Source organism: Methanoculleus sp., from assembly GCF_030019085.1.
Lineage (GTDB): Archaea > Halobacteriota > Methanomicrobia > Methanomicrobiales > Methanoculleaceae > Methanoculleus.
Genome location: NZ_JASEFJ010000002.1, coordinates 89758 through 110115 on the forward strand (window position 1 = coordinate 89758; position 20358 = coordinate 110115).

23 protein-coding genes are annotated in these 20358 nt (G+C 55.7%); 13 read left to right on the plus strand and 10 right to left on the minus strand.

All coding sequences use genetic code 11. The annotated features are described in order from the left end of the window. Positions 1-16 precede the first annotated feature (16 nt). Positions 17-382, minus strand: coding sequence for a phosphoribosyl-AMP cyclohydrolase (gene hisI, locus QMC91_RS01610; RefSeq protein WP_300234399.1), 366 nt, complete (start codon positions 380-382; stop codon positions 17-19). 6 nt (positions 383-388) lie between these two features. Continuing rightward, complete coding sequence (locus tag QMC91_RS01615; protein WP_300234402.1) at positions 389-1180, minus strand: A24 family peptidase C-terminal domain-containing protein; 792 nt, start codon at positions 1178-1180, stop codon at positions 389-391. 337 nt (positions 1181-1517) lie between these two features. Between QMC91_RS01615 and QMC91_RS01620 the strand changes: the two genes are divergently transcribed. The 4 genes from QMC91_RS01620 to QMC91_RS01635 are packed head-to-tail and all read left to right on the plus strand — an operon-like array spanning position 1518 to position 6480. Then, on the plus strand, positions 1518-2150 hold the full coding sequence (locus tag QMC91_RS01620; protein ID WP_300234405.1) for a hypothetical protein: 633 nt from the start codon (positions 1518-1520) through the stop codon (positions 2148-2150). Then, positions 2143-4509: a type II/IV secretion system ATPase subunit gene (locus QMC91_RS01625; RefSeq protein WP_300234408.1), complete on the plus strand. Its 2367-nt coding sequence runs from the start codon at positions 2143-2145 to the stop codon at positions 4507-4509. Before QMC91_RS01620 ends, QMC91_RS01625 begins: the two co-directional genes overlap by 8 nt. Beyond that, the gene (locus tag QMC91_RS01630) at positions 4506-5429 is read left to right on the plus strand and encodes a type II secretion system F family protein (protein WP_300234411.1); all 924 of its coding nucleotides are present in this window, start codon (positions 4506-4508) and stop codon (positions 5427-5429) included. Before QMC91_RS01625 ends, QMC91_RS01630 begins: the two co-directional genes overlap by 4 nt. Position 5430: 1 nt before the next feature. Then, complete coding sequence (locus tag QMC91_RS01635) at positions 5431-6480, plus strand: type II secretion system F family protein (RefSeq protein WP_300234413.1); 1050 nt, start codon at positions 5431-5433, stop codon at positions 6478-6480. Positions 6481-6665: 185 nt separating this feature from the next. Here the strand turns inward: QMC91_RS01635 and QMC91_RS01640 are convergent, their stop codons facing one another. Beyond that, on the minus strand, positions 6666-8138 hold the full coding sequence (locus QMC91_RS01640; RefSeq protein WP_300234416.1) for a cobyric acid synthase: 1473 nt from the start codon (positions 8136-8138) through the stop codon (positions 6666-6668). Positions 8139-8184: 46 nt separating this feature from the next. Here QMC91_RS01640 and QMC91_RS01645 point away from each other — a divergent pair, with 46 nt between their 5' ends. From QMC91_RS01645 to QMC91_RS01655, 3 genes are all read left to right on the plus strand, one after another. Further along, positions 8185-9843 (plus strand): adenosylcobalamin-dependent ribonucleoside-diphosphate reductase, encoded by a 1659-nt coding sequence (locus QMC91_RS01645; protein WP_300234419.1) that lies wholly within the window; start codon positions 8185-8187, stop codon positions 9841-9843. A 42-nt stretch (positions 9844-9885) separates the two neighbouring features. Next, positions 9886-10191 carry a stress response translation initiation inhibitor YciH gene (gene yciH, locus QMC91_RS01650; RefSeq protein WP_300234422.1) on the plus strand — a complete coding sequence of 102 codons (306 nt, stop codon included), beginning with the start codon at positions 9886-9888 and terminating at the stop codon, positions 10189-10191. 112 nt (positions 10192-10303) lie between these two features. Continuing rightward, positions 10304-10639 (plus strand): type II secretion system protein E, encoded by a 336-nt coding sequence (locus tag QMC91_RS01655; protein WP_300234424.1) that lies wholly within the window; start codon positions 10304-10306, stop codon positions 10637-10639. Positions 10640-10643: 4 nt separating this feature from the next. On the opposite strand, the gene QMC91_RS01660 is transcribed toward QMC91_RS01655, so the two are convergent. After that, on the minus strand, positions 10644-10907 hold the full coding sequence (locus QMC91_RS01660; RefSeq protein ID WP_300234426.1) for a hypothetical protein: 264 nt from the start codon (positions 10905-10907) through the stop codon (positions 10644-10646). Continuing rightward, complete coding sequence (locus tag QMC91_RS01665) at positions 10900-11397, minus strand: YkgJ family cysteine cluster protein (RefSeq protein WP_300234429.1); 498 nt, start codon at positions 11395-11397, stop codon at positions 10900-10902. Before QMC91_RS01665 ends, QMC91_RS01660 begins: the two co-directional genes overlap by 8 nt. A gap of 330 nt (positions 11398-11727) precedes the next feature. Here QMC91_RS01665 and QMC91_RS01670 point away from each other — a divergent pair, with 330 nt between their 5' ends. Beyond that, positions 11728-12906: an NDP-sugar synthase gene (locus tag QMC91_RS01670; protein WP_300234432.1), complete on the plus strand. Its 1179-nt coding sequence runs from the start codon at positions 11728-11730 to the stop codon at positions 12904-12906. Here QMC91_RS01670 and QMC91_RS01675 read toward each other — a convergent pair. Next, positions 12903-13694, minus strand: a complete 792-nt coding sequence (locus QMC91_RS01675; protein WP_300234681.1) for a CBS domain-containing protein — start codon at positions 13692-13694, stop codon at positions 12903-12905. The genes QMC91_RS01670 and QMC91_RS01675 overlap by 4 nt on opposite strands. Before the next feature lie 91 nt (positions 13695-13785). Further along, the gene (locus tag QMC91_RS01680) at positions 13786-14256 is read right to left on the minus strand and encodes an Hsp20/alpha crystallin family protein (protein WP_300234435.1); all 471 of its coding nucleotides are present in this window, start codon (positions 14254-14256) and stop codon (positions 13786-13788) included. A gap of 199 nt (positions 14257-14455) precedes the next feature. On the opposite strand from QMC91_RS01680, the gene QMC91_RS01685 reads away from it, so the two are divergent. Together QMC91_RS01685 and QMC91_RS01690 are read left to right on the plus strand one after the other, a co-directional pair. Next, entirely contained in the window at positions 14456-15106 is a 651-nt protein-coding gene (locus QMC91_RS01685; protein WP_300234438.1) for a hypothetical protein, read from the plus strand. A 45-nt stretch (positions 15107-15151) separates the two neighbouring features. Further along, positions 15152-15430 (plus strand): thioredoxin family protein, encoded by a 279-nt coding sequence (locus tag QMC91_RS01690; RefSeq protein WP_300234441.1) that lies wholly within the window; start codon positions 15152-15154, stop codon positions 15428-15430. Between the two features lie 88 nt (positions 15431-15518). Here the strand turns inward: QMC91_RS01690 and QMC91_RS01695 are convergent, their stop codons facing one another. Next, entirely contained in the window at positions 15519-16145 is a 627-nt protein-coding gene (locus tag QMC91_RS01695) for an HVO_0476 family zinc finger protein (RefSeq protein WP_300234443.1), read from the minus strand. Between the two features lie 32 nt (positions 16146-16177). Between QMC91_RS01695 and QMC91_RS01700 the strand changes: the two genes are divergently transcribed. Beyond that, the gene (locus QMC91_RS01700) at positions 16178-16615 is read left to right on the plus strand and encodes a DUF371 domain-containing protein (protein WP_300234446.1); all 438 of its coding nucleotides are present in this window, start codon (positions 16178-16180) and stop codon (positions 16613-16615) included. 71 nt (positions 16616-16686) lie between these two features. On the opposite strand, the gene xseB is transcribed toward QMC91_RS01700, so the two are convergent. Together xseB and xseA are read right to left on the minus strand one after the other, a co-directional pair. Then, a complete protein-coding gene (xseB, locus tag QMC91_RS01705; RefSeq protein ID WP_300234449.1) occupies positions 16687-16872 on the minus strand; it encodes an exodeoxyribonuclease VII small subunit in 186 nt (61 codons plus the stop codon). Further along, positions 16856-18103, minus strand: coding sequence for an exodeoxyribonuclease VII large subunit (gene xseA, locus QMC91_RS01710; RefSeq protein WP_366944352.1), 1248 nt, complete (start codon positions 18101-18103; stop codon positions 16856-16858). Before xseA ends, xseB begins: the two co-directional genes overlap by 17 nt. A 63-nt stretch (positions 18104-18166) precedes the next feature. Between xseA and QMC91_RS01715 the strand changes: the two genes are divergently transcribed. After that, a complete protein-coding gene (locus QMC91_RS01715) occupies positions 18167-18967 on the plus strand; it encodes a sugar phosphate isomerase/epimerase (RefSeq protein ID WP_300234452.1) in 801 nt (266 codons plus the stop codon). Positions 18968-19061: 94 nt separating this feature from the next. Further along, positions 19062-20357: a hemolysin family protein gene (locus QMC91_RS01720; protein ID WP_300234455.1), complete on the plus strand. Its 1296-nt coding sequence runs from the start codon at positions 19062-19064 to the stop codon at positions 20355-20357. The last annotated feature ends 1 nt before the right edge of the window (position 20358 follow it).

Genomic DNA, 20358 nt, shown 5'->3' on the forward strand with positions numbered 1-20358 from the left:
CACCATAGTTATGAAGTCATTCATCCTTATTAGCGTATACCTTCTCCGGATCGAAGACCCGTCCGGCGATCTCTTCCCCATCGATCGTCCGGAAGAAGCAGGATGCGTGGCCGGTATGGCAGGCGGCACCTGTCTGCTCCACCTCGTAGAGGAGGGCATCTGCATCGCAGTCGACGAGTACCCGGTAGACCCGTTGTACGTGGCCACTCTCCTCTCCTTTCTTCCAGATCTTCTGCCTGCTTCTGCTGTAGTAGTGCGCATATCCGGTGGTTCTGGTGAGTTCCAGCGCCTCAGCGTTTGCGTATGCGAGCATCAGGACATCACGCGTCCGTCTATCCTGTACTATGACAGGGATCAAACCGTTCTTGAAATCTATCTTCATATCTATTCACATTCCCGCGATTGCTTTCATGATCACAAAGAGGATGTCCCCCACGAACAATGCTGTCAGGAATCCCACTGTAATCGGGACGATAAATGGAATGCCGTAAGATATCCAGACCCTGCCGGCCTTCCTGTAGAGTGTGAGTTCCTTCTGGTATTCGTCGGGGTGTTGCCTGAGTTCTTTCGTGTATATCCGTCTATCTCCGCGCATGATGCGACGAAGCGACTCGGTAAAACCGATGAAACGTCGAATCAGTCTACCATCCTCTCCTTCTTCGATATCTTCCATGACAAAACCAAACTCGTTCTGGATCTTCTCTCCATCAACAGGAAAACCAAGGAATAGACAGGAGAGTGGAGCCCGGTTCCCTTCAATAAGATTCTTCAGAAGTATGGCAACAGGTGCCACGAGGTTGATGAGCACGGCATTTATCAGCACGGTAAACGGGAAGAACCCGAGAGGTGAGGTGCCAGAGAGGGGTTCAAACGGGTGGAACGGGATGCATGCCGTGATGACGATGAGGGCATACGCGTCTGCCCCCCCAAAGAGGTTCATCGCTTGGAAAAGGTAAAAAAAGCCGCAAAATACCGCGACCAGGATGAGATAACCTGTTGCCATCTGCCAGTCCGCGACAAATGTCAGCCCATAGACCCAGATGGCCATAGGAACCGAGATCACGAGAGCGGGGCGCCATGTTTTATGTGGCACCCGCCGCTCTTTCAGGTCCAGGATCGAGGCATATATGAGCGTGATCCCGATCGCAGATGCTGCAATCATAAGTGGAATGGCTACCATGGGTTGAAGAATCATGGATAGGTAGTTTTTTTTACGTCTTATCTCTTATTTCTGGCGGTTTAGCCTTGCAGAGTCTTTCAATGTACTTTCGGGATGACTGGAGATTCGTATGCTCTACTTTCATTCTCTCCGGCAAGGAGGGCAGGAGGCATGTTCCTTGCCAGCAAACTTGTTTCTTTCGCTCTTATATCCGATATATTCCCGGGAAATCTTTTGTTTTAGCCTGATGTTTGATAATCATAAGATATTAATAATTGCATACAGATGTGGTATATTGTGATAGGTGCACAAATCTCCTTACCTACATGAAAACACAGGTTTTTGCCTGAAGATCTCCATGGATATAAACGACCTTATGGCAGAGGTCCTCGGTCAGTCGGTGTGCAAGGGGCGTTTTACTTATGAGGAGTTGTTGCACTACAGCGCTGCTCATTCTCCAAGCGGGATAGCTGTATCGAGAGGTGAGACGAGTAACTTTTTCCTCATTATATCAAAGGGCGAACCGGACGGTGCCATCCTTGTCGACGGAAAGGGGACACTCTTCGGAGACCAGGCAGCACTGCACCTGACAGTAGACCAAACGTTCGAGTTCTATCTGGTTGCACAGACTATCGTCGATGCTCTTACCTCGCGGTGCAGGGTGTTTGATAAGAGTCACCTGAAGAAGAACGGTCGCCTCGATATTCCGACAGTAGGGGCTACTGATGGACAGCGGGTTGGTGTGCTCTGTCTTATTGTGCATGACGGCCGGACACCTCTTGTGGGGGCCCGCGTCACGATCAGGAAGGGTAAGGTTATGCTGGCAAGCGATGTGACAGACACGCGGGGACGGGTCTGTTTCCGGTTGCTCAACGGGCGGTATATGTGTATCGTATCTGACCGGATAGGGGAGCGTACACGTTGCATCGTAGAGTTTCATGAACCGAGGGTAGAGGCAGGTATTGATGTTGGGAGGGCACCGGATGAGTAAAAAAGATGACGAAGAGCGCGAATTAATAGCGACGGTCAGAAGCCTCCTCTCCCAGCCCCAGAAACTGGGTTTTGGGGAGGGGGATGCTATATCAAAGGATGGAGAGGGTAAGCCTTTCATCGACATGTGGTGGAACGAGCGCCCTGAGCCCGTAAAGGTAGAGATCCAGAAGGATGATGAGATCCGGGTAATAATCGACAGCGTGGCAAGATCTGGAAGAGCGGCAGAACGGCGCAAAACCCCTGATGAAGACCCGATCCAGTCACTTCTCAAACGTATCGAGGGGCAGAAAAAGGTTACAATCGAGGAAAAGGTTCTCCCTTATGATGTGGATGAGGTGCCTGATGAGGTCGACAGAGATCTGGAATCGCCAGGTCTATCCCCGGTGGAGGAGGAGACGTTCCAGCCTGAACCGGAGTTCACGCCCACCGCTTCAAGCCGCCCCGTTCGCGGTGGTATACGTGATCGCATAAGGGGTTGGCGAGAGACCGATGAATCCAGTTCATCCGAAGAGACGTTTGAGGGTGTGAAGTCGGTCGATGAACTCGGGAACCTTGCAGACCTGATCCTCCCCCGGAGTGCTACCTTCTCCATCGATGAACTGAGCATAAACCGCAACGAGCACTCCTATGACTTTGTCGATAACGCCCGGGTAGTATCGGAGTTTGACGAATTATTCTTCCAGTCATATGCTCCATCATCTTTTGCCGCTGCCGCTGCACAGGTGGCAATCCCCAGGGAAGAGGTCCCAAAACCAAGGTTTGGACTCCTCAGGAAGCTCCCGGTACCCGGCCTCGAACAGAGGGTTGAAGACTACAATCCCCTTCTGCACGGCCCCCTCGTCGACCTCACCTTGCGCCCCTCGCCGGGGGTGGAGGAGATCGAGGTCTACCCCGTGAACGAGCCCTACGCCTACATCCGCGTGACATATGACAGTTCGACACATGAGTACACCTACAACGTCATAGAACCTGTCCTCACTCCAGGAGAGCGTGACCTCCTGGAGGAGATCAGAGAGCGCCTATTTGAGACCCTCAACATCACCTCCAGGAACCTCAGTCGCGAAGAGGCGCGCAGGGTGCTACGTGATGCGGCTAATGCCATCATCGCCGATTATGGGATTCATCTCGATCCTGTCGGCCGGGAGAAAGTCCTCTACCAGGTGGAGAAGGAGTTCCTTGGCGATGGCCTGATCGATCCCATTATGCATGACAAGTATGTCGAGGATATCTCCTGTGATGGTGTTGGTAGCGCTATATTCGTCTACCACACGACCTATGAGTCCATGAAGACCAATCTTGCGTACACCGATGCAGTGGACCTCGACTCCTTCGTCACGAAACTTGCACAGAGAGCGGGGAAGTATATCTCGATCGCCGAACCAATGCTTGATGCCACGATGAACGATGGATCGCGTATCCAGATGACTCTCGGCTCGGAGGTTACCGCTCACGGTTCTACTTTCACCATCCGGAAGTTCCGGGAGGAACCGATCACTCCAACAGACCTCATCGAGTGGCACACCTTCTCTCCCCTCGGGATCGCCTTCCTCTGGTTGGCAGTTGAGAACGGCAAGTCGTGTATCTTTGCTGGCGGGACGGCCTCCGGGAAGACCACGACTTTGAACGCCATATCGCTATTTATCCCGCCACTTGCAAAGATAGTCACCCTCGAGGACACCCGGGAATTGAAACTACCTCACCCGAACTGGATTCCGAGTGTCACCCGTGACTCGTTCTCGCAGGACGGGCGGGGCGAGATCGATATGTATGAACTGCTTCGCGCCGCCCTCCGGCAGCGTCCGGAGTATATCCTGGTTGGCGAGGTCCGGGGTCGCGAGGCGCTGACCCTCTTTCAGGCTATGAGCACCGGTCACGTGACCTACGCGACGATGCACGCAGACTCGGTGGCAAGTGCGGTCCACCGTCTTGAGAACCCGCCGATCAGCGTGCCCAGGAACATGCTCTCTGCGCTTGACCTGATGTCCATCCAGGTGCAGGCCCGGGTGGGCGGCCAGCGGATCCGGCGCAACAAACAACTCATCGAGATCCTGGACGTCGATCCCCGCACAAACGAACTTATCACAAACGAGGTCTTCCGGTGGCACCAGGCGACCGACGAGATCCGGTATTCTGGTAAATCTTACATCCTGGAGCAGATCATGGAAGACCGTGGCTGGAGCGAGGAGCGTATGCGCGAGGAGCTGAAACGGCGGCAGGAAGTGCTTGAGTGGATGCGCATCAAGAAGATCAGGTACTATCAGGATGTTAGCAAGATACTGATCTCCTACTTCAGGGACCCGGAGGCGGTCATACAGCGGGTACGCGCTGACTTATATGGGGAGGGGGGTCCTGCATGAACAGTTACGAGCGTTTCTGCTTCAACCTGCTCGGCCGCAGATTAAAGGATAAACGGGCGGATTATGTAAAACTCCGCAACGATATGGTTGGGGCGCGAATGACAACGCCATTCGAGGCCTACCTTGCGACCGCATACTTTACCTCGTTCATCGTCGGGTTGGTTGCGGCTGTTCTGATAGGGCTTCTGACATATCTCCTGCGCATCCCTGATATGATCGTATATCGTGGGGCCGTCCCGGAGTTTCTCTATGCTTTGAACGATTACAAGATGGTGCTTGGTACCATCGTCATTACGCTCATCGCTCTCATGGTATTCGGAGGGCTCACATACCTGATCTTCATCATCTACCCGGGTATACAGGCTGGCGAGCGCCGTCGGAATATCGATGCCACCCTCCCTTACGCTATAAATTATGTCACAGCCATGTCTTCGGCGGGGATCACACCCGACGAGGTCTTCCGGTCGCTTGGTCAGAGCCAGATATATGGGGAGAGCGCCGTAGAAGCACGCTACATCACCCGCGAGACCGACTTCTTCGGGAAAGACCTCCTTGGGGCCCTGCGGACGGTTGCGCAGGCGACGCCGAGTGATCGGATGCGGGAGTTCCTCCAGGGGGCGGTTGCAAGCATCTCGAGCGGGAGTAACCTGACGGAGTACTTCCGCGCCAAGGCCCATCAGTATACACTTGAGAACAACCAGCAGCAGAAGGCATTCCTGGAGACGCTCGGGTTGATCGCGGAGTCTTACGTCACCGCGATTGTTGCTGGTATGCTCTTTTTGATCATCCTGCAATCGGTCATGACGATCCTGTCGGGCGACTCAAACCCACTCTTTCTGTACATCATCATCTACCTGCTTGTGCCCTTCGGGAGCCTGATGTTTGTCATCCTGATCAGTTCAATGACGCCGGAGGTGTGATATGGGATTTAAAGACCTTTTTGACGATCTTTTGAATCGAAACCGGCCGCAGCCGTTTGATATGCCTGAGGAGATACCTCAGTCCGATCCGCTCGTTGTGCGGGACGAGGAGATCTTTAGGGGGATCCGGCGACGACGGAAGTACCAGGAAGGGTTCTACCACTTCCTCAAACATCCGCTCCGGGTGATGATGGATGACCCCTACACAGTCCTCTTCATATCCGTTCCTGCGGCTCTCCTCCTCTTCATCGGTGGATTTTTAAGCATAGTGACGTCTTACGGTATGTCGGCAATCTTCGGGACGACCATGCTTGATGATGTCGCTGTATTCGCGATACTGATTGCTATCGTGCCTCTTGCCATACTCGATCTCAAGGAATCGATGCGCGTATCGAGCGTCGAGGCCTCCCTCCCGAACTTCTTTCGGGATGTGGCCGGGATGAACGATTCAGGGATGACGCTCCCGCATGCCATCCATATAGTCTCGGAAGGCGATTATGGGGCACTCACACCCCATATCCACAAACTCGATACTGAGATGTCCTGGGGTGTCCCGTTTGTGGAGGCCATTCGCAGGTTTGGGAAGGCCGTGAACACCCCGCTTGCGGAGCGGAGTGCCGAACTGATCGCTCAAGCGAGTTCAGCGGGCGGCGATGTCAGTGGGGTGCTGCGGGCGGCTGCGCACGACGCCTATGAGTTCTTCAACCTGAAATCGGAGCGAAAGACAGGAATGATGATCTACATGATCATCGTCCTTATGTCGTTCTTTGTCTTCCTCTTTGTCATCGCGGTGCTCTCAGGCACTTTCCTCGCTACGATGGCAGAGGCGGGAAAGACTGTTGCGGCCTCAGGATCAACGTCCGCCCAGTCGTTCATGGGTAGTGTGGATATCTTCCTCTACAACCGCGTCTTCTGCCATGCGGCGCTTATCCAGGGGTTCTTCTCGGGGCTTGCGGCAGGTGTAATGGGCGAAGGCCGGGTGGTCTCAGGGCTGAAGTATTCGGCGCTGATGGTGCTGATTGCCTGGGTTGCGTTCCGCTTCTTCCTCTGAAGTGGCAGGGACGCGCTGTTCTTCTTTTTGATCTGGCTCGACCCCTTAAAATGCGGAGATCTGTTTCAGAACGCAATCGATGGCCTCTTCAGATATCGGTTTTTCCCATCTTCAGAGGTAGGCGCTCTTCCTGAATCTCCGGGAATAATGTCAATCATTTGCTGGAAATGCAGAAAAAAATAGTCTCATCTGGTGAAATAGGTCAGGATTGCATTCATATCAATATGCGCCTCAAAGTGACGGGCCAGGTCATCGTATGCTGTGGATGCGCCCAGTGTGCCCCCGTCTCCCTCCGCCAGAGGCTCAAACGGCAGCCCCCGACGTTCCGAGAGATAGGCGAGGAGGGCGTTTACAGCACCGGGGTTCTGGAAGAGCCCGTGCATGTATGTTCCGAAGACCAGGCCGTCGGGTGTCGCAGCACCCTCACCGGCAAACGCCTCGGGCAGTCCCCGCCGTTCGGTCTCGCCCATGTGGATCTCGTAGCCTTCAACCTCTCCCATGGCCTGGAGTATGGGGCCAGGACCTGTCGCCTGCCTTCTTACCTGCACCGTCGTCTTGCGGTACCCGGCAAAGGCCGTGACAACGTCGAGGAGCCCAAAACCTGGATACTCGGCGGCGTCGCCGCCAGCCTCGATGCCGGTATCGATGATCCGACTCCCGAGCATCTGGTATCCTCCACAGATCCCTATAATCGGGACACCCCGTTCCCTGGAAAGCCTGAGTTCATTCTCCACTCCCTCCTTGCGAAGGACGTTGAGATCCTCAACGGTGTTCTTCGTCCCTGGGAGGATGATGCAGTCATAGCCGGCAAGCGATCTCCCGGGCGTGATATACTCCACCAAAGCGTGCCTCTCTAAAAGCTCGAAGTCGGTGAAGTTTGAGATCCGTGGGAGTCGGATGACTGCGATCCTGATCGCTTTTTGTGCCACGCCGGATCGCCGCTCGCCGATCGAGAGGGAGTCCTCGCTCGGAATACGGATATCTGTATAGGGCACCACACCGAGGACCGGCACACCGGTGAGTTCTTCGAGTATGGTAACACCCGATTCAAATAGTGTGGGATCGCCCCGGAACTTGTTGATGATAACACCCTTTACAAGCGATCGGATCTCTTCAGGCAGGAGGGCAAGCGTGCCATAGACCTGGGCGAAGACACCGCCCCGCTCTATATCTGCAACCAGGACAATAGGGATACGAAGCGCCGTGGCGAGCCTTATGTTTGCAATGTCGCGGTCATACAGGTTCACCTCAGCCGCCCCTCCGGCACCCTCCACCACCACGTTCCCGAACCGTCTCTGCAACCGATCGAAAGCGGCAACGGCCTCTGCAAGAAGTTTGTCGGTCTCCATATAGTAGTCCCGGATCCGCACGTCCTTGTAAGGTCGGCCGAGCAGCACCACCTGTGAGACCGCCTCCCCCTTCGGTTTAAGGAGGATCGGGTTCATATCGACCTCTGGCTCGACCCCGGCAGCGAAGGCCTGGGCGGCCTGAGCAATCCCGATCTCACTCCCGTCGGCGGTGACGTAGGAGTTGAGGCTCATGTTCTGGGATTTGAAAGGTGCAACCGGGATCCCGCGTCGATAGAGCGCACGGCAGAGTGCTGCAACAGTCGCACTCTTGCCGACGTGGGAGGCGGTTCCGAGCACGATAAGAGACATCGCAACAAAAGAGTTGGACACGACGGATTATTAAGGGCGGGGTTGTATGAAGGATAATATGGAACTCACTCCAGCAGCCCGTCTCCTCCTGGAACGACGCTACCTCCTCCCCGGCGAGACGCCTGAGGGTCTTTTCTGGCGTGTCGCCTCCGCTGTTGGCGGGACGGAACGGTCGCGAGAGTTCTTCTCCCTCCTCTCAGATCTTCTCTTCCTCCCGAACTCGCCAACCCTTATGAACGCCGGGACGCCTGGAGGGCAGCTCTCTGCCTGCTTTGTCCTCCCTGTGGAGGACTCGATCGAGGGGATCTTTGCGACCCTCGCTAACATGGCTCTCATCCACCAGTCCGGTGGTGGCACGGGCTTCTCGTTCTCACGCCTCAGGCCACGTGGTGACGTCGTAAACGGTGTGAGGGGCGCCGCAACCGGCCCGGTCTCGTTCATGCGGGTCTTCGATGCAGCTACGGGGGCAGTCCGCCAGGGCGGGCGGAGGAGAGGGGCAAACATGGGCGTTCTCGCCGCCTCTCATCCGGACATTGAGGAGTTTGTCACCTGCAAACGTGAGGGCGGGCTTACAAACTTCAACATCTCGGTCGGTGTCGATGAGCGGTTCTTCAAGTGCCTTGAGGAGGGCCGCGACTATGACCTGGTCAACCCGCGCGACGGCAGCATATGGAAGAGTATCGACGCCAGGTTGCTCTGGCTTCTCATTGCGGAGTCAGCGTGGATATCAGGTGAACCGGGGGTGCTCTTCCTCGATGAGATCAACCGGCGGAACACCACGCCGCATCTGGGCCTCATCGAGGCGACCAACCCATGCGGTGAGCAGCCGCTCTACCCTTACGAGAGTTGCAACCTGGGGAGCATTAACCTGGCCAGGTGTATCAGGAAGAACGAGATCGATGAGGACCTGCTGGTCAGGGTGGTCAGGTGCGGTGTCGACTTCCTCGATGCGGTCATAGACGTTAACCATTTTCCCATCTCCCTGATCCGCGAGAAGACTCTGGCTACCCGGAAGATCGGTCTTGGTCTGATGGGGTTTGCAGAAGCACTCATACGTCTCGGTATCCCCTACGAGTCGGAGGAAGCGCTCAGGTTCGCCGAGAACCTGATGGAGAAGATTCAGACCACGGCGCGGGAGCGCTCCGAGGAACTTGGCAGGGAGAAAGGCTCGTTTCCGCTGATCGATGGATCGGTATTCCGGGGGGATATGCGGAACGCAACAGTCACGACCATCGCCCCAACGGGGTCGATCCATCTGATAGCCGGGACGACGAGCGGTATAGAACCGGTCTTCTCTTTTGCCTACGAGCGGACGATCGACGGCCAGGCAGTCAGTATAGTAAGTGATCTCGTCACCAAGTCCCTGCCCAGGACTTCCGGTGGAAAGGACGTGGTCGAACACGTCCGCCGCCATGGCACGGTCAGCGGTCTTCCTCTGGACGACCATACCCTTGAACTCTTCAAGACGGCCCTTGAGATCACCCCCGAGCACCACGTCAGGATGCAGGCCGCATTCCAGAAGCACGTGGACAACGCCGTCTCGAAGACTGTGAACCTCCCTGAGCGCGCAACTGTGGCGGAGATCGGCCACATCTATTCCCTTGCTCATGACCTCCACTGTAAAGGCATTACAGTCTATCGTTATCGTAGCAGACCTGACCAGGTGCTATCACTCGGGTGTGACGTATGCCAGATCGACGGATGACCATGCCAAATAATATATAACGAGAGCTGAAAGGTACATGCAATGAACGGTGGGATCTGTCCGACATGCGGACTGCCAAAAGAACTGTGCATCTGTGAGGAAGTAGCAAAGGAACAACAGAGAATTACTGTAAAGATCAATAAACGTCGGTATGGAAAAGAGGTCACAGTCATCGAGGGCCTCGACCCGTATGATATCGATCTCGAAGACCTCTCAAAGTTCCTGAAGGCAAAACTGGCCTGTGGTGGTACGGTCAAGGACTCCTCGATCGAACTGCAGGGCAACCATCGCGAACGGGTGAAGGCCCTGCTCGCGCAGAAAGGGTATAACCTGGAAAATATCAGTTGATCGGGTGTTCTCAATAGAGGACATTACTACTTTTTTTTGTGAGAGTTGCTATACGGGTAGCAGACAGTATAATCAGCAAAGAGGTTGAATAGTCCGGGGTGTTGACGGAACCATGGTGATGAGATGTTCGTTTGCACTCGATCCCGATCTGATGGAGCGGATCGATCAGTTCGCAAGGGAGCATTCGCTTGACAGAAACGAGGCTATTCTGGAGTTGATCGAGGCCGGCCTCTCCTGCAAGGATGCTGGAGAGACTCCAGTGCGGCAGCCACGCTCTTTTGAAGAGTTTAATCGGCTCCAGCAGGAACTTGAGGAGGTCAAGAACGCTCTTGCTGAACTCAAGAAGGAGGTCCGACTGGTTCATCACACGATCGAGACCGACTGGAACCGTGAGACGAAAGGTGTTCCTTTCCAGACGAAACACCCCTGGGAGTTCTGGCGTAAATGATCCGCTAGCTTATGATGTTTGCTATGCTGCGGAAGCCTTCGCCCGTGTGGTCATCGCAGAGGATCGCCTCGACCTTTGACATATCGATATCGGGTGCGTCCCGGCAGAGACTGCAGTAAGCCCGCGCCGGTGATGGCAGTTCTCTTCCTCCGATCACGACCCGTGAGGAGTGAACGCAGAGGCCGCATCTCTCAACGGGAACCGCCTTATTTTGCGTACACGTGACGCGCCCTCTGATGACGGGAAGGCGACGCTCATGCTCACTCATAGACCTCTACCTGATAGCCTGCACGGCCGAGGATCGCGGCAACCTCCTTTTTCCAGAGGTCATCGTCGTCGATCGCAAGCGGTGCTACTGCCTCCTCCCAGCACCGGCGCAGGGCAAAATCCTCCGTGACAAGGCTTCTCCTGCCCTTCACTTTTCCTGCCTCCTCTCCGGAGGAGTCGTAGATTCGCATGGTGCAGCAGATGTAAGACCTGCAGATCTCTGGACGGGTGTTGTGGATGGTGCAGATATACTTCCCTGCACTACCGGGCATGGGCCGCAGGAATGGGCACCAGGAAGGGTGTGCGTCTTTCTCCGAGGTGTCCCTGAAAGCATCGAGAAACCGCTCCTCGACGCGGGCGCGGAACGTCCCGCCAACGATCTTCTGCCGACAGAGATACTCACGGCTGTTCAGTCTCCTCTCGATCTCGATGAGAGCGTCTCCGGCGTTCATACAGCACTTGCCGCAGAGCCTGCACTCAAACTCTGTCATTCAAGATGAGTCTCTTGCGCAGGATGGGATAAAGATTCGGAAACCGCCGGGCATTTGGCGGGAGGTCATAAGACAAATACCTTCAAACCTGGACAGAATAAGAGAGCGGTTGTTTATAGTAATCTCTATCTTGCATTTTCTGCGGCATTCTGGCGGTTGTGCCGCAACCTGAGTTTTACTGGTTTGATAGTCTTTGCGCATACTGCCCGGGAGAGATGATCAGTATTACAGACCCTTGACTCAATGGCTTCTAACGTGGGAGAGGCGGTGATAAACTCCTGCCGATTCGATCTCAATAGGGTTAAATCAATACGCACACAATGGAGTGGCATGAAGGTGTGCATAATGTGCGGAGGGGAGGGCACACGGCTCCGCCCCCTCACATTCGGGCGTCCAAAACCATGCATCCCGATAGTCAACAAACCCTCGATCCAGCACCTGGTCTCACACCTCGCAGGCCTGGGGTTTAACGATGTGGTGATCACCCTCGGTTACATGAGTGAGGCCATTGAGGGGGCACTCGGGGATGGATCGCTCTTTGGTGTCAATATAACCTACGTCCACGAGAAGACAAAACTCGGGACGGCGGGAAGCGTCAAGAATGCCCGGAAATACCTTGATGGTCAGCCGTTTCTGGTAGTCGGCGGCGATCATGTGGTTGACCTGAACCTGCTTGAACTATATCACGAACACCTTGCCAATGATTCTATCACCACCATAGGGCTGATAAGCATTGACGATCCGACCGGTTATGGGATAGCCGAGATCGATGCAGACTGCCGGATAAAGCGGTTCAGAGAGAAACCTGGTCCCGGGGAGATCTTCTCGAACCTGGCAAGCACCGGGATATACGCCTGCGACCCGGCGATATTCGACCATATCCCGACGGGGGAGAAGTTTGACTTTGCCAGAAACCTCTTTCCTGCCCTGATGGAGCAGGGCTACGTCATTAAGGGTTGGCCCGTCCGCGGTAACTGGTCTGACGTGGGGAACCCGCGGTCGCTGCGCGAGGCTGAGCGCTGGAAACTGCAGGAGATCGTGTCCACGAGCATCTCCGGAGACGTCGTCATCAGGGGCGGTCGAATCCTTGGTCCGGTTCATATTGGGGGCTCTGTCTCGATCGGTTCAAACTCCAGGGTGATCGGACCGGTTTCTATCGGTGCAGGGACGATAATAGAGGAGAACGTCATCATCGGCCCTTACACCAGTGTCGGGGATGATTGCGTCATCAAGGACGGTGCAAAGATCTTCTCATCATCAATCTACAATCGGGTGGAGATAGGGAGAGGCACCACGGTCAGCGGGAGTATCATCGATAATGATACGCTCACTGGTAGCGGCTGCAACCTTGAACACGATACGGTTATAGGCCCCCGCGTTGTGCTGGAAAACGGTGTTGTCGTTCACGCCGGGGCAAGAATCTGGCCCGAGGTGACAATCCATGAAGGTAAGGTGGTAAAAGTGCACGCCCTGAATGAGAAGTATGATGCCCGGATTGAGGGATCCTAGCCGTGCCCCACCTGACGGTGGGTCAGCGCGACAAGGGGATGGCGGGCGTAATCGAGCACCTTGATGTCGTCGAGCGATTTGAGGTTGAGTGCCCTTGCCGTCCGCTCCATCCCCAGTTCAATATTTTCCCGGATCTCTATTATGTAGGCATCCAGGTTCTTGATACCGAGTTTTTTCGCCGCGATCGCCCTGTGGTGCCCGTCGACAAGGATCCAGCGACCTGGTCGTCGGACGACGATCAACGGTTCGGCGAGCCCCTTCTTGATCTCGTAGATCCTCCCTTCGAGTTCGTCCTCGTAGATCTTTGACTGCGTTGGCAGGAGTTCGTCTATCGGGACTGAACCTCGCCTCAGTGTCGGCTCGATTCCGTAGAGTTTCTTGAGGGTCTCCATGAACTTGAAGACCTTCTCTGGCGATACGTGCTCGATCTGGGATCGGATAACGTCGGCGTTTGATATGATCCCGATGAGTTCGTTCTTTTCGTTTACAACCGGGAGTTTCTGGATGCCTGAGCGAAATATGACACGCGCGGCATCGTTCACGCTCATCTCCGGGTCGGCGACTATGAGGTGGCGGGACATCACCTGCTCGACCGGTGTTGAAGGGTGTGCAAATAGGATGTCCCGCGCCGAGACGTAGCCCACCACCCGGTTGGAGTTCTTCTCCACAACCGGAAAACCATCATGATGCGTCTTTTTTATTGTATCAATGACGTCTTTGACTGTCCCGTGAGCGTCGATGGTGACGACATCGTATGTCATGTAATCCTTGACTTTCTTTTTTTCCATCATGATAATTTCACGCCGAGCGATCATGAACCATTCGGTTATAACAGTTAATAATAGTATCTGGGCAAAAAGTGGGGTTATTTTAGTGGGTTTACTCAACGGGGATCGACGTCCCCCTTTCCTTTGCCACTTTCTTTAGCCGGACCTCAAGAACGCCGTTCTTGAACGACGCTCTTGCTCCATCCTCGGTCACTTCGGTGGGAAGCGGCACCGTCCGGCTAATCTGGCCGTAGACGCGTTCCCGGACAAAGAAGTCCTGGCTCTCTTCTTCTGTCTCATCTGTCCGCTGGCTGGTGATCTCCATGTGCCGTGGATCGATCAGCCGGACACTTACATTCTCCTTCTCGACACCAGGCAGGTCAGCGACGACGATCACCTCGTTTTCGTGGTCCCTGACGTCTACGCGGAGATCACGTACTGCCGGCAGGGCACGTCCTCTGACATCCTCACCGCCAATGCCTATCCCACCGAGCAGCGACTGGAACCTGCTCTCCATCTCGGCCATGAGGTCGTCAAACTCCTGCCAGATTGTCCTGTAAGGTGCACGCTCGATTCTTGCCATCCTAATCACCCCCTATTTGTTCTGTTCGCCCCGGAAGGTCGGTTCACCCGAGGCTAACTTTAAGGTAGTATTATAAGTATATAAAACTTTCCATAATCATGATCCAGTCTCCAGAACACTATTATCTCACGCGAGGATGACTGTACTCCTAATGAAAAAGAAGCAGCAGAAAACTTCAAAGGACGCTGGCCCCGGACAGATGAAATGGGCTTATGCGCTGATAGCGGTCATCTTTGCAGTGGCCATGGTGGGGACATACCTGGCGCCGATCTTCGAGCAGAAACCTGCCGCGCAGGTTGGTGATATAGCGGTGATCGACTACACCATCTTCACCGAGGATGGACGCGCGATCATCACGACCGATCAGACTCTCCTTGAGAGCGAATACAGGAAAGGGAACACTCCTCTCCTGACACAGCGCCTGCAGATGCAGGTCGGCGCACAGGTCTCGGGTGAGAACATTGCCGTCCTCCCCGTCATATACCCTCCGATCACCGGCTTCTCCGGTTTTGGCCTGCTCGGGTTTGAGACCAACGCCATCTCCGCCGGGCTTATTGGAATGCGACAGGGTGAGACAAAGACCATCAGTTTCTCCTACGGTGGTAACGACCTTGAGATGAACCTCAGCCAGGAAGACGCAGATGGGATTGGCCTCAACTTCACGGAGGCTGCTGTGGGTGATATGGTTACGCTCGGTCTAACTACATCGCCGGAGATCCCGCTGAGTGGCGAGACCAACTCGACCCCGGCGCTGCGTTTCGGCCAGGTCGTCGATAAGACCAGCGATTCCCTGGTCATTATCTATCGCTATGGTAACGCCCGCGTCACGCTCAGCGGCATAACGGGGTAGAGGTAACCCCACAGTTTTTTATAATCGCTGCGCGTTCTGCCATATATGGTGATAAGAGTGATATGCTTCTACCAGGAAGGGTGCATGGGTTGCGAGGAGCAGACCCCAATCCTTCGTGAGGTGGAAAAGGATCTCGGTATAGAGATAGAGGAGATAGATGCTGTCAAAAACCCGGAGTACATCAGGACGTACAACCTACGGGTAACCCCCACGATCCTTGTGGTCGCGGATGGCGGGGTTAAAGAGCGTATGGAGGGGCTCGTCCACCGTGAGGATCTTGAGGCTGCGATCCGGCGCCACATGCCGGAACCTGCACCGGATTGAGTCGAGCAGGTCACAATATCAGGAGATCATGGTTTGCGGCGGAAACTCGGTTGTTTGAAGTTGATACTGCCGCCCCCTCATCACGGGCTTACCTGCTTTCGGCCCTCTTTCCGGGCGCTGAGGTATCATTGATCCTGGAACGCCCATCCAGGTAACCATAGACCCTTTTTACACGCCGGGCCACGGTTTTCCAGCCCTCTTTTCGCATCAAGGGGCCGTCACGGAGTTTGATATGAGATATACGGATATGTCTGCCCGCAAAAGAGCGGGTCTCTCCGACGACCAGTTCCTCCTCGCCGTCCATCGTCTGGTATAGCGGGATGGTCGTGCGCCCGGTGTGTATCGACGCCCTCACAACGACCTGGTCGATCTTCCTTGTCCATAGGGTGGTCACATCCCTGGCAACTGCAGACCGAACACGCTTTGCCCCAACCTCTATACCGGTGACCTCGACCCCGAAGACCTCGTCACCGCACTCCGCCGCGAGTCGGTCGCCGATGGAGACTGTCTCGTCCTCGAAGGCCTCCACACTGCAGACCTTCGACTCGGTCTCATAGCTCACGATCGTCCTGATGGTGATGGTCGCAGGTTCGACAGGTCTCTCCATCCGGTGCACATGGCCGCACTCGCAGCACTGCACAACCAGATCTCCGGTCTCCCGGAGAACCGTGTGTTCGCACTCTTCCTTGCAGACGGGGCAGACGATGCTGATCATTCATTATCAATGGCACCCCTCTCCTAATAAGCATGAAGGCAAGGGATACGGTGCGGGCCCGTGGAGATCCTCTGGTCAGGGCAACCCACCCGACAACTTTTGAGGTGACGAAGGATATGACACTGACAGAGGCTGGTGACTGTATCATCGGCGTGGCCGCCGACAAAGGTGCCGCCGACCTCGATCCCGACCTGAGGGCGCTACTCCGGGACGACCGGGCGGTATTGATGACCCGACTTACTGCAGGGGGCGAGACGGTCGTCGTCCGTTCAAGAGGCAGCGCAGCGCTCAGCCTCGATCACCCGACCGATCTCGTATGGCGGCGGAGCGACTTCATCTCCGACCGGACTGTTGGCATCCGCTCCGACAGGGTTGCGGTGACCCTTCCCGGGGGTTTCGTGGCGGCGCTCCAGCGAGGAGAGGAACTGGTTGTAGAACTGGAGGTGGAGATCCCCGACGATGAGAACTGATCGTGGGTGAAGGTCTCCTGATCCCACTGCTCCAGCATGCCTCGTTGCGCATCCGCCGCAGTCCTGATCTCTCAGCGGTCGCGCCCGAGCTCAGTGAGTTTCATCTCGGCCGTGGTAAGGAGATCCTCGCACCGCTTCACAAGGAGCGCGCCGCGTTCGTAGATGGCGATGCTCTCCTCAAGGCTCGTATCACCGTCTTCGAGTTTACGGATGATCTCCCGGAGTTCTTCAAGCATCTCTTCAAAGGTCTCTGTCATACGTTATATCCTCCACAACGGCGTTCGCCCGGCCGTCTTTCATGCGGAGCGCCACGTGCTCACCTGCCTGGAGATCACGCGCACTCCGCGCGATCCTCCCGTCTGACTCGATGATACAGTAGCCTCGATCGAGTACGGCAAGCGGGTTCTGCGCTTCAAGCCTCGTGCTGAGTTCCGTGAGGACGGAGCGCTCACGCTGTAGCCGGGCAAGTGCAGCCCTCTCAAGGCGCTCCTGGTGTTCGGCAAGCCGCTGCATACGCTCGTGAACCCGGCGCGCGAGTCGGCGGGGGTGCATCCGCTCCCGCAGGTCATCAACATCGCTCTGTGCTCTCTCCAGGCGTTGCTGGACAAGGGAGCGAATCCGCTCCTCGTATCCTCGAAGTTCACGGAGTACTTCCTGCCGCTCGGGCACCGCCCGCTCCGCCGCTGCTGAGGGTGTTGGCGCCCGGAGGTCTGCCGCAAAATCGCAGAGGGTGGTGTCCACCTCGTGTCCGACGGCGCTGATAACCGGCGTCCTGCACGCGGCAACGGCCCGCACAACCTCCGGGTGGTTGAAGGGAAAAAGGTCCTCGAAACTCCCACCCCCACGTCCGACGATTATTACGTCTACAAGCCCGTCGATCCGCCGGATCGCCTCCGCGATCTCGGTGTGCGCCCCATCACCCTGGACGGCCGTCGGCGAGACGATCACCTCGACAGGATAACGCCTGGAGATTACAGAGAGAATGTCCTTCAACGCTGCGCCGCTACTCGATGTGACAACGCCGATACGTCGGGGAAAGACCGGAAGGGGGCGTTTCCGCCCGGGCTCAAATAACCCTTCAGCTTCGAGATCACGTTTCCATCGCTCGACCATGAGAAATCGCTCGCCAGGGCCTGCCGGGATCATCTCCCGGACGATAAACTGGTACCTGCCGTGCGGTTCGTAGACCTCCACAGACCCCCAGGCAAGGACGTCCATACCGTCTTTCGGGGTGAAGGTTAGTGCTGATGCGGTGGTGCGCCACATGACGCAGTTGATCACTGCAATCCTCCCGCCACTCTGTTCGGAGAGTGAGAAGTAGCGGTGGCCGGAGTTATGGTTCCGGTAATTGGTCACCTCTCCTCGCAACCAGATCTGGTGCAGGCGTGCGTCATCAAGGAGGTCGCATATAAGCCCGGAAACCTCCGAAACCCGGAGTATCGGGCTACCGAACCGTTCCGGACTGGTGGCATGACTGCCAGGCATCATCAAAACCTATTATGCCAATGTTTTATATCAAGTAGTATTATGGGTTGTTTCGCTGTCTCAACCATGTTCTTTCACGAGTACACATGCGATCAGATCTTTGACTACATCAGTGAATCAGGTCTTGATTCCCTTGAGTTCTGGGTTGAGACGCCGCACTTCTGGGTTCGCGGTTGCCCTGAAGATGAAATTTCGGGTTGTATCGCCGGCCACCCGGAACTCTCGCCCATCACAGTCCATGCCCCCTCGCTTGACCTGAACCCCTGCTCTATAAACCCCAGGGTTGCCGAGATCTCGGTCGAATACACGATCGAGGCGATACGGATGGCGGAGAGGATCGGCGCCGCCGTTGTCACTGTCCATCCAGGGAGACGAACGGCGAAACGAGAGCCAAGCGCCCCAGACTACAAGAGGTTTGAGACTTACGTCGCGAGGCTCGAGGAGGTAGCGGAGGAGACAGGGGTGAAGGTGGCGATCGAGAATATGGAACCGCGCATAAACACCCTGCTCGCAACGGCAGAGGATGTGGCTGAGGTGCTCGAACGTGAGCCATGGCTCTGGCTTACGTTTGATATGGGACATGCCATGATGAATTCCCAGGCGGAGGTGGGGCGTTTTCTCGATCTCTGCATCGAGCGAATTGTAAACGTCCATGTCAGTGCACTTGGAGGGAACGGCCGGCCGCATCACCCCATCCATGACGACCCGGATGCGCTGGGGGTGCTTGCAGACCTTGCCGACCGGGGGTATCCGGGTTTGCTCACCCTTGAGATAGATGATATGATCTTTCCGGCAGCGCTTTCAGCCGAAGAGAAGATCGTGCTTCTTTCGCGGGAATTGGTGGCTTTGAAGGAGGCCTTCTTCTGAAGCGCTGGTTTTATTACATCTGAATGAGACCTTATCCATTAATCCCGGCAATATGCGATTGCTGGATGCTGCCGTTCTATGCGGCGTGGAGTAAATGGTAGTCATAGACCTTCTGGCTGTAGAGATCGCTTTATTTATAATCTGTCTGCTTCTTTCGGGCTTCTTCTCGAGTTCAGAAGTCGCCCTCATATCGATAACACGGGCAAAGGTCCGTGCCCTCTTAAATCAGGGTCGAAAGGGAGCGGAAGCGCTCGATACCCTGAAACGCTCGACAGACTCTCTTCTTATCACCATCCTGATAGGGAATAATGTGGTCAACGTGGCCGCTGCATCGCTGGCGACCGCGATCGCCATAGGGATCTACGGCGATCTCGGTGTCGGGATCGCAACCGGTGTTACCGTCATCCTGATGCTGATCTTCGGCGAGATCGGACCGAAGATGTATGCTTCCCGGCACACCGAGTCTCTGGCACTCGCTGTTGCCAGGCCGATCCTCTTCCTCTCGCGGGTGATCTCACCCATCCTCTGGGTTTCGGAACGCATACGGCGGCATTTTATCTCCAGCGCTGAGACTGCCGAACCGGTCGTCACGGAGGAGGAACTCAAGGAGTGGATCGACGTTGGGGAAGAGGAGGGGACGATCGAGGAGGAGGAACGGGACATGCTCTACTCTGTTCTTCGGTTTGGCGACACGACGGTTCGCGAGGTTATGACACCCCGTGTGGATGTTGTCATGATCGAGGACACGGCCACGCTCGAGAATGCTCTTACCATATTCAACGAGACCGGTTTCTCCAGGCTCCCTGTCTACCACGGGCATATCGACAACGTCGTTGGGCTCCTGAATGTGAAAGACGTCTTTTCTGCGGTATTTCGGCAGCAGACGGGAGCGACGATCAGGGACCTGATGTACGAGCCTTACTTTGTCCCCGAGAGCAAGAAGATCGATGACCTGTTAAAAGATCTCCAGATGAAGAAACAGCACATGGCCGTTGTTCTCGACGAGTACGGGTCGTTTGCCGGGATAGTGACGGTTGAGGACATGCTCGAGGAACTCGTCGGTGAGATCATGGACGAGTTCGATGAGGAGGAGCCCGAGATCCAGCAGATCGAGGAAGGGGTATACCTGGTCGACGCGCGGACATGGGTGGAGCACATAAACGAGGATCTGAAACTCAATCTCCCGTTGATGGACACCTACGAGAGTATCGGGGGGCTGGTCATCGAAAGGCTGGGGCACATTCCGCGCCGCGGTGAGGTGGTCAGGATCGAGGAGAGCAACGTCACCCTGGTGGTTATGCAGATGCGTGGCCGTCGGATCGTCAAGGTGAAATTGATCGTCGAACCTCGAGTGATCAGGGAAGGCGGCGGTGTAGAGCCCGGAGGATGAT